We start from the raw sequence: 12,299 nt of genomic DNA, 5'->3' as shown, positions 1-12,299 counted from the left end.
ACAACCGCTCAAGCCGCGTCGATCACCGCAGGCCCGTTCACCTGAAAGAACTCATGCAGGCCACGCATAGCCGGCAGCTCCAGCGCCTGCGCCGCATAGCACAGGCCCACCCGCCGGGTCGGTGCCGGCAGGTGCAGCGCCCGCACCGCCACCCGCTCGTGCCCCGCAGCCAAGGAGCGTGGCAGCATCGCAGCGCCGATGCCTGCCGCCACCATGTGCAGCGCCTGACGCAATGATCCGGCATGCCCGGCCACGGCCTGAGGCGAACGGCCGTACAGCGCCATCAGGCGCTGATGGGACGGGTGCTGCGGGCAGGTGATCCAGTCTTCGATGGGGGCCCACGCCGTCTCGGCAGCGGCCATCGGGTGATCGGCCGACAGTGCCAGCACGTAGGGTTCCTCCCACAGCGGCAGGAACAGTTCGTCCTCGCAGCACATCTCTTCGACCGCCAGCCGACCGTCGCCCAGGCACCCCTCCTCCAGCGTCAGCAGCAGGTGAGGCAAGGCTTGGCGGGCCATGCGCACGAAGGCTTCGATGTGGCTGGCGGCGATGTCGCCTTCGATGCCCAGGGTCAGTGGCACACGGTGCTCGCCGCTGCGGAACATCCGGCTCAGGGCCTGGGCCTCGGCCACCATGCGCCGGGCCTGCGGGTACAAAAGGCGCGCCTCGTCGCTGACCTCCACCCCGCGCGGCTGGCGCAGGAACAAGGTGGCGCCGAGCTCCTCCTCAAGCTGTTTGACCGTCACCGACAGCGTCGGCTGGCTGATGAACAGGCGCTGCGCCGCTGCGGTGATGTTGCGTTCCTCGAACACGGCGAGAAAGGCTTTGAGATGGCGGATATCCATAGAGCGTTCCGATGCCAGACAGAGAAATAAGGCATTTTTCAGCCTGAAACGGGCTAAATATACTGCGCCGCACATCCAGCCATTCGTTTTTTTTGCTTCAGGAGTGCAGTCATGAGCAAACCGTTGATCATCGTCACCGGAGCCAGTTCCGGCATCGGCGAAGCCGCCGCCCGCCGCCTGAGCGCCGCCGGCCACCCGCTGCTGTTGCTGGCCCGGCGCATCGAACGCCTGGAGGCCCTGGCGCTGCCGAACACCCTCAGCCGTCGGGTGGACATCACCGACCGCACCGCGCTGCTGGCCGCCGTCGCCGAGGCCGAAGCGCAGTTCGGTCCGGCCGATGCGCTGATCAACAACGCCGGGGTGATGCTGCTGGGCGAGATCAGCCAGCAGGATCCGGCCCAGTGGGAGCGCATGCTCGATGTGAACGTGAAGGGCCTGCTCAACGGCATCCACGCCGTGGTGGCCGGCATGATCGAACGCAAGCGCGGCACGATCATCAACGTCAGTTCCGTGGCCGGGCGCAAGACGTTCCCCAACCACGTGGCGTACGTCGGCACCAAGTTCGCCGTGCACGGGCTGTCGGAGAACCTGCGCGAGGAACTGGCGCCGCACAACGTGCGCGTCACCACCATTGCGCCGGGTGCGGTGGAGACCGAGCTGCTGAGCCACACCACGGACGAAGCGATCAAGACCGGCTACCAGGCGTGGAAACAGGAAATGGGCGGCACGGTGCTCAGCGCCGAGGACGTGGCCACGGCGATCGCCTATGCCTATGAACAGCCCCAGGGCGTGTGCATCCGCGAAATCGTCATGGCGGCGACCCGGCAGCAGGCCTGATTGCCGCGCTGCCGGCCTTGAGGGCCCCATCGCCAGCAGGCTGGCTCCCACAGGAGGACGATGTGCACCGCAACACTTTGTGAGGGCCAGCCTGCTGGCGATGGCTGCGTATCAAGCAGCATGGATGCCGTCAGTGCCGGCCTCATCGCTTGCAGGCAAGCTCCTACAGGATTTTGTGGTGGGCGGGGATCTTGCGGACACCGGCGATCATTGTGGGAGCTGGCTTGCCAGCGATGGGGCCGGCACTGCCCCCCCACAACGGCGATGCACACCGCAACATCTTGTGGGAGCCAGCCTGCTGGCGATGAGGCCGGCACCGGTACACAAGGCTCAACCCAACTCGCGCAACCGCCCCTCGATGAACCGCCGCTCCGGCGCCTGCCGGGTCAGTTCCAGTGCCCGGGCATACGCCGTCCGCGCCTCGTCGGTCCGCCCCAACTGCCGGCAGAATTCCGCCCGCGCCGAATGCGCCAGGTGGTAATCCTGCAGCTCGCCGCGCTCCAGGATCCCTTCGATCAGCGTCAGCCCGGCCAGCGCCCCGTCGCGCTTGGCCACCGCCACCGCCCGGTTCAGCTCGATCACCGGCGACGGCGTCACCCGCAGCAGCACGTCGTACAGGCCGACGATCTGCGCCCAGTCGGTCTCGTCCGCCGTCGGCGCCTCGGCATGCACCGCCGCAATCGCCGCTTGCAGGCAGTACGGCCCGAACCGCCGGGTGGTCAGCGCCCGCTCGACCAGCGCGCCGCCCTCGGCGATCAATTGCGCATCCCAGCGCGTACGATCCTGGTTCTCCAGCAAAATCAGCTCGCCTTCAGGCGACGTCCGCGCCGCCCGCCGCGACTCATGCAGCAGCATCAGCGCCAACAGGCCCATGACCTCCGGCTCCGGCAACAGCTCCATCAGCAGCCGGCCGAGGCGGATCGCTTCGCGCGTCAGGTCTTCGCGCACGACCTGCGCGCCGTCGGAGGCCGAATAGCCTTCGTTGAACACCAGGTAAATCACCCGCAGCACGCTGTCCAGCCGCTCGGGCAACTCACTCAGGCTCGGCACCTGATAGGGAATCTTCGCGTCACGGATCTTGGCCTTGGCGCGTACGATGCGCTGGGCGATCGTCGCCGGCGCGCAGAGGAACGCCCGGGCGATCTCTTCGGTGGTGAGGTCGCAGACTTCCCGCAGCGTCAGCGGCACCTGCGCATCCGCCGCCAGGGCCGGGTGGCAACAGGTGAACATCAGCCGCAGGCGGTCGTCTTCCACGTCATCGTCGCTCCACTGGGCCTGTTCCAGTTCTTCCACCTGGGCCAGCAGCCAGGGCCGCGACGCCTTGAACCGCGCACGGCGGCGCAACACGTCGATGGCCTTGAAGCGCCCGGCGGACACCAGCCAGGTGCGCGGATTGTCCGGCACGCCGTCGCGCTGCCAGCGCTCGACCGCGACGAAGAACGCCTCGTGCAAGGCTTCTTCGGCGAGGTCGAAATCCCCCAGCAGACGGATCAGCGTCGCCAGGATCCGCCGCGAGTCTTCGCGGTAGACCTGCTCGACCCGCGCCTTGACCTCTGCGTCCGCCATGGGTCAGACGTTCAGCTGACGAACCGGGCGCACCTCGACGCAACCGACCCGGGCCGCCGGAATGTGGCCGGCGACCTGAATGGCTTCGTTGAGATCCCGGGCGTCGATCAGGTAGAAGCCGGCCAACTGTTCCTTGGTTTCGGCGAACGGGCCGTCGGTGACCGACACCTTGCCGTTGCGCATGCGCACCGTGGTGGCGGTCTGCACCGACTCCAGCGCCTCGGCGGCGACCATCCGGCCGCTGCCCTGGATCGACTCGGCATACGCCCAGCATTCGGCGTCTTCGGGGCTGTCGGGCGACGAGTGCAGCAAGCGCTCGTCGCTGTACACCAGGCATAGGTATTTCATCGCTCACTCCTGAACCGGACGGATCAACTATGGCCGCAGATCGGCGCTTTGGCGAACCGTGCGCCGCTTACGGCTGCACGTCGAACAAGGTCGCGCCGCTCATCGGATCGAACGGGGCCGACCAGTGCTCGTGGACGATCTTCCATGCGCCGCCCTCCTGCCGGTAGCACGCGGTGACCCGCATCCAGCAGCTCTGGGTTTCGCCCTTGTCGTTGGTGCCGCCGCAATTGGCCACCCAATGGGCGAAGGCGATTGTGTCCGCCGTCTCGATGGCGACTTCGTGGAACTCGAAGATGTGCGGGCCGGGGCACATTTCCATGCAGGCGATCCAATGCGCCCGGTAGGCGGCCTTGCCCTTGAATTGCAGGGCCTTGATCGCGTCGAAGGAGACGATGTCGTCGGCGTAGAGGGCCATGACCTTGTCCACGTCCTTGGACATGACGGCTTGGCGGTAGGTGTCGATCAGGGTCTGGATCTGCGCTTGTGCGTTCATGGGTGTTCTCCGTGATTGTTGTTGGAAGACACCCTTAGTCGTACGGCGATCCGCCGGATCGACAAGGCACGAAAATTAAATGTTTCGCCCTCACCGTGCTCGGTAGAATCCGTTGCTCAACTTCGTAGGAAAAAGGAAATTCCCGTGTCAGCCAAACTCGTGCCGTACGACAGCCTGAATGCCGCCCAGCGTCAGCAGATCGAGACGATCGAAATCCACCCCGGGCAGATCAAGTTTTCCGGCGACATCCACACCGCCCTGCAGACCCTGCGCACGAATGCCGGCGTGAAGGGCTTTGCCCTGCTGGACGACGACGTGCCCGTCGCCTTCCTGCTGCTCAAGCGCCCGCCGGCGATGCCGGAATGGGCCGACGAGCACAGCGCCACCCTGCATGCGCTTCAGGTCGACCACCGCGCCCAGGGCCGTGGCTACGGCAAGGCCTGCCTGCGAGCGCTGCCCGAGGCCGCGCGCCAGGCCTGGCCGCAGATCAAGGGCCTGCAACTGGCGGTGGACGCCGACAACGATGCGGCCATCGCGCTGTATGCCCGGCACGGTTTCGTCGACAGCGGTCAGGCGATCCTGGGCCGGGTCGGCTACGAACGGCGCATGGGCCTGGTGTTCTGAAACCGTGGAGGGATGCACGATGATCGATTCGATTGAAGCCCTGGAAGCCCTTTACGGCCTGCCTCACGAACGTGCGGTGCGCAAGCAGATTGGCTTTCTCAACGAGGACTACCAGGCGATGGTGCGGCTCTCGCCGCTGGTGATCGTCAGCTCCGTGGGCGCCGACGGCCTCGACAGTTCACCGCGCGGCGACACCGCAGGCTTTGTGCGGATCCTCGACGAGCGCACCCTGGCCCTGCCGGACCGGCCGGGCAACAACCGCATCGATACGCTGCGCAACGTGCTGCACGACCCGCGGGTGTCGCTGCTGTTCATCATTCCCGGCATCGGCGAGACGTTGCGGGTCAACGGCACGGCCGCCATCAGCGCCGATCCCGACCTGCTGGCCAGCTTCGCGGTCAACGGCAAGCCGGCGCGCACGGTCCTGCTGGTGACGGTGGAGGCGGCGTTTTTCCATTGCGCCAAAGCGTTCGTGCGCTCGGATGCGTGGAACCCGGACACCCACCTGCCGCGCTCGGCGCTGCCCAGTGCGGGGGCTTTCCACAAGCGCCTGAACGATGGCCAGTTCGACGCCGAAGCCTACGACCGGGAAGCGCCGGCGCGGGTGCAGAGCACGCTGTACTGAGCGAAGTCATGCGGTGTCTTCAATGACGCCATCGCGGGCAAGCCCGCTCCCACAGGGGACTCGGCCGGATGCAGAGTCTGCGATCACCCCGATCCAATGTGGGAGCCAGCCTGCTGGCGATGGCATCAACGCATCGTCACTCCCACAAAGAAATCCTGTGGGAGCGGGCTTGCCCGCGATAGCGGCCTGTCAGCCAACACCGCTCTCAGAGCGTCAGGATCATCTCATGCCACGCCATCCCGCCGTGGTCGGACTCGGACGGTTTGATGTAGGCAAAACCGAACCCGGCGTACAGCGGGATGTGCCGCTCTTTGCACATCAGATGGATCGTCGCCTTGCCCAGGCCGCGCATGCGCTCGATGAAGGCGGTCATCAGCAGCTTGGCCAGGCCTTGCCCCTGATAGTCCGGGTGCACCACCACCGACATGATCACCACATTGGGGCCGGCCGGGTCGTGGCCGATCAGTTCCTTGAAGGCCTCGTCCGACATCTGCACCTCGAACGCCGCACCGGAGTTGACGAACCCGGCCACGACGCCGTCCACCTCGGCGACGATGAAACCGTCCGGCCAGGTGGCGATGCGCGTGGCGATCTTCTCGCGGGTGGCGGCCTCATCGCCTTCGTAGGCGAGGGTTTCGATGGCGTAGCAGCGATCCAGGTCGGCAGCAGTGACGTGGCGGATGACGGGGTTCATGGCGGCTCGGAATCAGTGAAGACAGGGCCGCCAAGAATAAAGGAATAAGGTGTTCATATCGATCCGCATGGGCGCAGTAAAGCCTGCGTAAAAGCGCTTTTCTTCGGATTCGGGACGGTCTATTCCTGACGCCTGTCTCTGATCACCCGAGGGGGGGAACCGTTTATGAGCAGCGTGGAAATCGGTTTGTTGATGGTGTTGGGCATCAGCTTCTTCGGCTTCGTCACCCTGGGCATCGACCTGTGGCGGGCACGACGGATCAAGGGCAAGTAAGGCTCGACCGGCAGCGCGAATCGGATTCGCGCTGCCGATGGCCGATCAGGTCTTCTTTTCGACCGGGACGCAGATTTCCAGCTTGCCGGTCTTGAGCTTCGGATTGAAATCGGCGCTGTAGCGTTCCAGCTCCGGGGCGTTGAGCCCTTTGTACTCGGACGCCGGCAGCCAGGTGTTGTAGATGTAGTCAATGGTCTGCGGCAACAGATCCAGCGAACCCTTGTGTTCGAACACCGCGTACTGGCGCGGAAGGATTTCGATCCAGGGATACTTTTCCTGCGGGAAGTCATCCAGCTTGCGGATTTCGACCCCGGCCATGTAATCGAAACCGCCGTTGCCGTCGAAATTGCTGCAGACGCCGTAGGTGACTTCGCCCTTCTGCCCCGGAATGTTTCCGATGTGCGGAATCAGTTTTTCCCATAGCGCGGGGATGTCTTGAACAGTCTCTTTGGTGAAGCGATCGCGAAAACCTGCAATCAGCAGGAAGTGTCCATGTTCGAAGCGAGGTTCAGCCACTTCGACGCGTTTCTGCTCATCCATGACTCGACTCCTTGAACGAAAAAAGTGGGTTCGGCTGGGAGTATAGAAGCCAAACCCGATTCGCACATTCAGAGCGAATGCAGGGCCTCGGCGGCGCCGGAACCGACGAATTCGTTATAGCCGGATACGATCACGTAGACCGCGAAATAGCAGAAGATCGCTGCAGATGCCAGGTAGGAGTAGCGCAACAGCTTGTCACCCAGCAGCTTGCCGCCATGGCTCGCGGCGAAGCACAGCCCCGCCGACCACAACAGCCCGGCGCACAGGAAACCGCCGAGGAACAGCGCCGAGCTCAAAGGGCCGCCGCCACCGGAGCGGGCGATCAACGTGCCGCCCACCGCCGCGAACCAGAGGATGGCGCTGGGCGACGACATGGCGAGAAAGATCCCGCGAAAGAATTCCTTGCGGTGGGAGTTCTGGCTCACCTGCGCCGTCTCGGCCAGCAGCGCTTCGTGATGGATCGCCGAATAAATCATCTTCGCCGCGAAGTAGACCAACAGCGCGGAGCCACCGATCCACAGCGTCCAGCGCACGGTTTCGTACTGCAGCAGCACGGTCATCCCCGCCAGCGCCAGCACCGCGTAGACCAAATCGCCGACGCAAGTGCCGAGGCCCAGCGCGAAGCCTTGAAAATAGCCGCGCTGCATCGCCAGGGTGATCATCGCGATGTTGGCCACGCCGATATCCAGGCACAGCGAAAGGCTCAGCAAGAAGCCGCTGGTGAATTCCATTGACCGTTTTCCTTGGGAAAAAATTGTTGTCGTGCACGCTGGACAGTCTGCCACCGCTGCCCTTATCTTCCGCCACAGGTCACCGCAGTGACCAGCGTCGCTCGGACGGTTCCGGGCGCTTACGTTATCCGAGGCAACAATGGCTGAACAAGGTTCGCCGCGCCGCTTTGCGCGCATCGATCGACTCCCCCCTTACGTCTTCAACATCACCGCCGAGCTGAAGATGGCCGCCCGCCGCCGTGGCGAAGACATCATCGACCTGAGCATGGGCAACCCCGACGGCGCCACGCCGCCGCACATCGTCGAGAAACTCGTCACCGTCGCCCAGCGCGAAGACACCCACGGCTACTCGACGTCCAAGGGCATTCCGCGCCTGCGCCGGGCGATCTCCAACTGGTACAAGGAACGCTACGAGGTCGACATCGATCCGGAAAGCGAAGCCATCGTCACCATCGGTTCCAAGGAAGGCCTGGCGCACCTGATGCTGGCGACCCTGGACCAGGGCGACACGGTGCTGGTGCCCAACCCGAGCTACCCGATCCACATCTACGGTGCCGTGATCGCCGGCGCCCAGGTGCGCTCGGTGCCGCTGGTGCCCGGCGTGGACTTCTTCGCCGAGCTTGAGCGGGCCATCCGCGGCTCGATCCCGAAACCGAAGATGATGATCCTCGGCTTCCCGTCCAACCCCACCGCCCAGTGCGTGGAACTGGACTTCTTCGAACGGGTGATCGCCCTCGCCAAGCAGTACGACGTGCTGGTGGTGCACGACCTGGCCTACGCCGACATCGTCTACGACGGCTGGAAGGCCCCGTCGATCATGCAGGTGCCCGGCGCCAAGGACATCGCGGTGGAGTTCTTCACCCTGTCCAAGAGCTACAACATGGCCGGCTGGCGCATCGGCTTCATGGTCGGCAACCCGGAACTGGTCAGCGCCCTGGCGCGGATCAAGAGCTACCACGACTACGGCACCTTCACCCCGCTGCAGGTGGCGGCCATCGCGGCGCTGGAAGGCGACCAGCAATGCGTGCGCGACATCGCCGAGCAGTACCGCCAGCGGCGCAACGTGCTGGTCAAGGGCCTGCACGAACTGGGCTGGATGGTCGAGAACCCGAAGGCTTCGATGTACGTCTGGGCGAAGATCCCCGAGGCCTACGCGCACCTGGGTTCGCTGGAGTTCGCCAAGAAACTGCTGGCCGAGGCCAAGGTCTGCGTGTCGCCGGGCGTCGGTTTCGGTGAGTACGGCGACGACCACGTACGCTTCGCCCTGATCGAGAACCAGGACCGGATCCGCCAGGCCGTGCGCGGGATCCGCGGGATGTTCCGGGCGGACGGGCTGGCCCCGAAGACCGGCGCCTGATCTGGCGGCACTCAATGTGGCGAGGGCGCTTGCTCCCCCGCCGCGAAAGATCCCTGTCCCATGGCTTCAGGCACAAAAAAACCGCATCGCTGCGGTTTTTTTGTGCCTGCCGGATCGTTTACACGAACAGCGACAGCAGCAGGATGAAGCCCAGGCCGACCACCGACAGGATGGTTTCCATCGCCGTCCAGGTCTTGAAGGTTTCCGCTACGGTCATGTTGAAGTACTGCTTGACCAGCCAGAAACCGGCGTCGTTGACGTGGGACAGGATCAGGGAACCGGCGCCGGTGGCCAGCACCAGCAGCTCACGGTTCACGCCCGGGATCATCCCCACCACCGGCACCACGATGCCGGCGCCGGTGATGGTCGCCACGGTGGCCGAACCTGTCGCGATGCGGATCACCGCCGCCACCAGCCAAGCCAGCAGGATCGGCGAGATCTGCGCGCTGACCGCCATGTGGCCGATCACGTCGCCCACGCCGCTGGTCACCAGCATCTGCTTGAAGCCGCCGCCGGCGCCGATGATCAGGATGATCGCGGCGGTCGGCGCCAGGCTCGCGTCGAGCCACTTGAGCATCTGGTTCGAGCCGATGCCCTGCTTGTAGCCGAAGGTGTACAGCGACAGCAGCAGCGCCAGCAGCAAGGCCGAGATCGGGTGGCCGATCATGTCCATCCAGGTGCGGAAGAAATGGCCGTCCGGCAGCGCCACGTCGGCGAAGGTCTTGAGCAGCATCAGGAACACCGGCAGCAGCACGGTGAGCAAGGTGATGCCGAAACTCGGCAGGTCGGTCGAATCGGTCTCGCGGGCCAGTTGGTCCACCAGCTCCTGATTCGGGTGACCCGGAATGTGCTTGGCGATGAACGTACCGAAGATCGGGCCGGCGATGATGGCGGTCGGCAGCGCGACGATCAGGCCGTACAGGATGGTCTTGCCGATGTCGGCGCCGAACACGCCGATGGCCAGCAGCGGGCCCGGGTGCGGCGGCACCAGGCCGTGCACGGCGGACAGGCCGGCCAGCAGCGGGATGCCGATCTTGATGATCGACACGCCGGTGCGCCGGGCGACGATGAACACCAGCGGGATCAGCAGCACGAAGCCGATCTCGAAGAACAGCGGAATGCCCACCAGGAACGCGGCGAACATCATCGCCCACTGCACCCGCTCCTTGCCGAAGGCGCGGATCAGGGTCTGGGCGATCTGGTCCGCGCCGCCGGATTCGGCCATCATCTTGCCGAGCATGGTGCCCAGCGCCAGGATGATGCCGACGAAACCGAGCACGCCGCCGAAGCCGTCCTGGAACGCCTTGATGATGGTGCCGATGGGCATGCCGGAAGTCAGGCCGAGGAACGCGGCGGCGATGGTCAGGGCGATGAAGGGGTGGATCTTGAACTTGGTGATCAGGACGATAAGCCCGATCACCGTGACCACTGCATCGAGCAGCAGGTAGGCGTCGTGGGACATGCCAAACATAGGGGGTGTCTCCTGGTTTGTTGTTGTTATTAAAGCGGGTTGATCAGAAGTCGGGAGGACAGCGCTATCTCTTCGAACACAGTCATACCGCCTGTTTCAGACCGTTGGCCAGCCACCATTGGTGGGCCTGGGCGGCCAGCTCGTCGACGCTGTGCACCGAGGCGTCGAGCGCCAGGGTCAGCGGTTCGCCCTTGGGCGATTCGAGCGTGGCGAACTGGCTTTCGATCAGCGTGGCCGGCATGAAGTGGCCCGGCCGGTGGGACACGCGGTCGGCGGCCACTTCGGGGGTCAGTTCGAGGAACACGAAGCCCAGGCCCGGCAAGGCGCTGCGCAAGCGTTCGCGGTAGGCATGCTTGAGGGCCGAGCAGGTCAGCACCGGGCGCTCGCCCAATGCGTCGACGCGGCGCAGCTCTTCGCACAGGCTGTCGAGCCAGCCGGCGCGGTCTTCATCGTTCAGGGGGATCCCCGCGCTCATCTTGTCGATGTTCGCGGCCGGATGGAAAGTATCGCCTTCAATGGCAGTGGCGCCGCTCAACTGGCACAGGGCCTGACTGACGCACGTCTTGCCGCAACCGGCAACGCCCATGATGACCAGGGCGGTGATGGGATGATTCATGTAACACCTCAGCGCGCAGACAGCGCTACCTTTGCTAGCTATGACTCTAGTGCACAGGCAGACATTGCCGACGCCTTCTTGTCGTTTTTTTGGGTTGCAGCAGGTTGATGCCCCACGCCAAAGAGCGAGGATCAGGCAAGCCTCGCTCACGCATTTGCAGCTGCAAAAGGACAGCGCTACCTTAGTGCCTTGATTTTTGTTTGGCAAGCCGCCCGATGACCACCCCCAAGAACGATAAAAACACCCGCACCACCGGCCGTCCCACCCTCAATGAAGTCGCCCGCCTGGCCGGGGTCAGCCCGATCACCGCATCGCGCGCGTTGCGCGGGGTCAGCACCGTCGCCACCGAACTGGTGGAAAAGGTGCAGAAAGCCGCCCTCGACCTCAACTACGTGGTCAACCCCGCCGCCCGTGCCCTGGCCTCGGCCCAGAGCCATTCGGTGGTGGTGCTGGTGCCTTCCTTGTCCAACTTGCTGTTCATCGACACCCTGGAAGCCATTCATCGGGTGCTGACGCCCAAGGGCTTCGAAGTGCTGATCGGCAACTTCCACTACTCCCGCGACGAAGAAGAGAAACTGCTGCGCAACTACATGGCCTACCAGCCGCGCGGCCTGCTGCTGACCGGCTTCGACCGCACCGAAAGCTCGCGGCGGATGATCGAGGCCAGCAACATCCCCTGCGTCTACATGATGGAACTGGACAGCGCCGCCGGGGTGAACTGCGTCGGTTTCTCCCAGCTCAGCGCCGGCGAGACCGCCGCCGAGCACCTGTTGTCCCGCGGGCGCAAGCGCCTGGCTTACATCGGCGCGCAGCTCGACCAGCGCACCCTGCTGCGCGGCGAAGGCTTCCGCCGCGCCGTGCAGCAGGCCGGCCTGTACGACCCGGACCTGGAGGTACTGACCCCGCGCGCCTCGTCCGTGGGCCTGGGGGGCGAGCTGTTCCTGCAACTCTTGGCGACGCACCCGGACGTCGACGCGATCTTCTTCGGCAACGACGACCTGGCTCAGGGCGCCCTGCTCGAAGCCCTGCGGCACGGGATCAAGGTGCCCGAACAGGTGGCGATCCTGGGCTTCAACGACCTGCCCGCCTCGGAACACATGGTGCCGCGCCTGAGCAGCATCAGCACCCCGCGCGAGGCGATCGGCCGGCGCGCGGCAGAACAGATGCTGACCCTGATGGCCGGCAACAGCGTCGCCCGGCCGGTGGAAGACATGGGCTTCGAACTGAAGGTCCGCGAAAGCACCTGACCGCGAAAAGCCTGCTCGCGATAGCGGCGCGT

Annotated in this window: 14 protein-coding genes; 5 read left to right on the top strand and 9 right to left on the bottom strand. The window is 65.0% G+C overall.

What is annotated here, in order from left to right:
* Window positions 1-8: 8 nt before the first annotated feature.
* The gene (locus tag CAG29_RS05205; protein WP_085580624.1) at window positions 9-845 is read right to left on the bottom strand and encodes a LysR family transcriptional regulator; all 837 of its coding nucleotides are present in this window, start codon (window positions 843-845) and stop codon (window positions 9-11) included.
* 111 nt (window positions 846-956) lie between these two features.
* Here CAG29_RS05205 and CAG29_RS05200 point away from each other — a divergent pair, with 111 nt between their 5' ends.
* Window positions 957-1,682, top strand: a complete 726-nt coding sequence (locus CAG29_RS05200; protein WP_085580622.1) for an SDR family oxidoreductase — start codon at window positions 957-959, stop codon at window positions 1,680-1,682.
* Window positions 1,683-2,012: 330 nt separating this feature from the next.
* On the opposite strand, the gene CAG29_RS05195 is transcribed toward CAG29_RS05200, so the two are convergent.
* The 3 genes from CAG29_RS05195 to CAG29_RS05185 all read right to left on the bottom strand — a co-directional run bounded on the left by CAG29_RS05195 (window position 2,013) and on the right by CAG29_RS05185 (window position 4,089).
* Complete coding sequence (locus CAG29_RS05195; protein ID WP_085580620.1) at window positions 2,013-3,248, bottom strand: RNA polymerase sigma factor; 1,236 nt, start codon at window positions 3,246-3,248, stop codon at window positions 2,013-2,015.
* A 3-nt stretch (window positions 3,249-3,251) separates the two neighbouring features.
* Window positions 3,252-3,596 (bottom strand): YciI family protein, encoded by a 345-nt coding sequence (locus tag CAG29_RS05190; RefSeq protein WP_085580618.1) that lies wholly within the window; start codon window positions 3,594-3,596, stop codon window positions 3,252-3,254.
* 67 nt (window positions 3,597-3,663) lie between these two features.
* The gene (locus tag CAG29_RS05185) at window positions 3,664-4,089 is read right to left on the bottom strand and encodes a nuclear transport factor 2 family protein (RefSeq protein ID WP_085580616.1); all 426 of its coding nucleotides are present in this window, start codon (window positions 4,087-4,089) and stop codon (window positions 3,664-3,666) included.
* Window positions 4,090-4,233: 144 nt separating this feature from the next.
* Between CAG29_RS05185 and CAG29_RS05180 the strand changes: the two genes are divergently transcribed.
* A complete protein-coding gene (locus CAG29_RS05180; protein WP_085580614.1) occupies window positions 4,234-4,713 on the top strand; it encodes a GNAT family N-acetyltransferase in 480 nt (159 codons plus the stop codon).
* Window positions 4,714-4,732: 19 nt separating this feature from the next.
* Window positions 4,733-5,338 carry a pyridoxamine 5'-phosphate oxidase family protein gene (locus CAG29_RS05175; protein ID WP_085580612.1) on the top strand — a complete coding sequence of 202 codons (606 nt, stop codon included), beginning with the start codon at window positions 4,733-4,735 and terminating at the stop codon, window positions 5,336-5,338.
* A 205-nt stretch (window positions 5,339-5,543) separates the two neighbouring features.
* Here CAG29_RS05175 and CAG29_RS05170 read toward each other — a convergent pair whose 3' ends face one another.
* The 3 genes from CAG29_RS05170 to CAG29_RS05160 all read right to left on the bottom strand — a co-directional run bounded on the left by CAG29_RS05170 (window position 5,544) and on the right by CAG29_RS05160 (window position 7,576).
* Window positions 5,544-6,032 (bottom strand): GNAT family N-acetyltransferase, encoded by a 489-nt coding sequence (locus CAG29_RS05170; RefSeq protein WP_085580610.1) that lies wholly within the window; start codon window positions 6,030-6,032, stop codon window positions 5,544-5,546.
* Window positions 6,033-6,350: 318 nt separating this feature from the next.
* The gene (locus tag CAG29_RS05165; protein WP_085580608.1) at window positions 6,351-6,845 is read right to left on the bottom strand and encodes a GyrI-like domain-containing protein; all 495 of its coding nucleotides are present in this window, start codon (window positions 6,843-6,845) and stop codon (window positions 6,351-6,353) included.
* Window positions 6,846-6,913: 68 nt separating this feature from the next.
* Window positions 6,914-7,576 carry a LysE family translocator gene (locus CAG29_RS05160; protein ID WP_085580605.1) on the bottom strand — a complete coding sequence of 221 codons (663 nt, stop codon included), beginning with the start codon at window positions 7,574-7,576 and terminating at the stop codon, window positions 6,914-6,916.
* Between the two features lie 139 nt (window positions 7,577-7,715).
* Between CAG29_RS05160 and alaC the strand changes: the two genes are divergently transcribed.
* Complete coding sequence (gene alaC, locus CAG29_RS05155) at window positions 7,716-8,933, top strand: alanine transaminase (protein WP_085580603.1); 1,218 nt, start codon at window positions 7,716-7,718, stop codon at window positions 8,931-8,933.
* 118 nt (window positions 8,934-9,051) lie between these two features.
* On the opposite strand, the gene CAG29_RS05150 is transcribed toward alaC, so the two are convergent.
* Window positions 9,052-10,404 carry a GntP family permease gene (locus tag CAG29_RS05150; RefSeq protein ID WP_085580601.1) on the bottom strand — a complete coding sequence of 451 codons (1,353 nt, stop codon included), beginning with the start codon at window positions 10,402-10,404 and terminating at the stop codon, window positions 9,052-9,054.
* A gap of 82 nt (window positions 10,405-10,486) precedes the next feature.
* Entirely contained in the window at window positions 10,487-11,020 is a 534-nt protein-coding gene (locus tag CAG29_RS05145; RefSeq protein ID WP_085580599.1) for a gluconokinase, read from the bottom strand.
* A gap of 215 nt (window positions 11,021-11,235) precedes the next feature.
* Between CAG29_RS05145 and CAG29_RS05140 the strand changes: the two genes are divergently transcribed.
* Window positions 11,236-12,267 carry a LacI family DNA-binding transcriptional regulator gene (locus CAG29_RS05140; RefSeq protein WP_085629583.1) on the top strand — a complete coding sequence of 344 codons (1,032 nt, stop codon included), beginning with the start codon at window positions 11,236-11,238 and terminating at the stop codon, window positions 12,265-12,267.
* The last annotated feature ends 32 nt before the right edge of the window (window positions 12,268-12,299 follow it).

The sequence above is a fragment of the Pseudomonas sp. B7(2017) genome (assembly GCF_002112745.1).
GTDB lineage: Bacteria > Pseudomonadota > Gammaproteobacteria > Pseudomonadales > Pseudomonadaceae > Aquipseudomonas > Aquipseudomonas ekonensis.
This window is presented reverse-complemented; position numbering and strand designations above follow the sequence as displayed.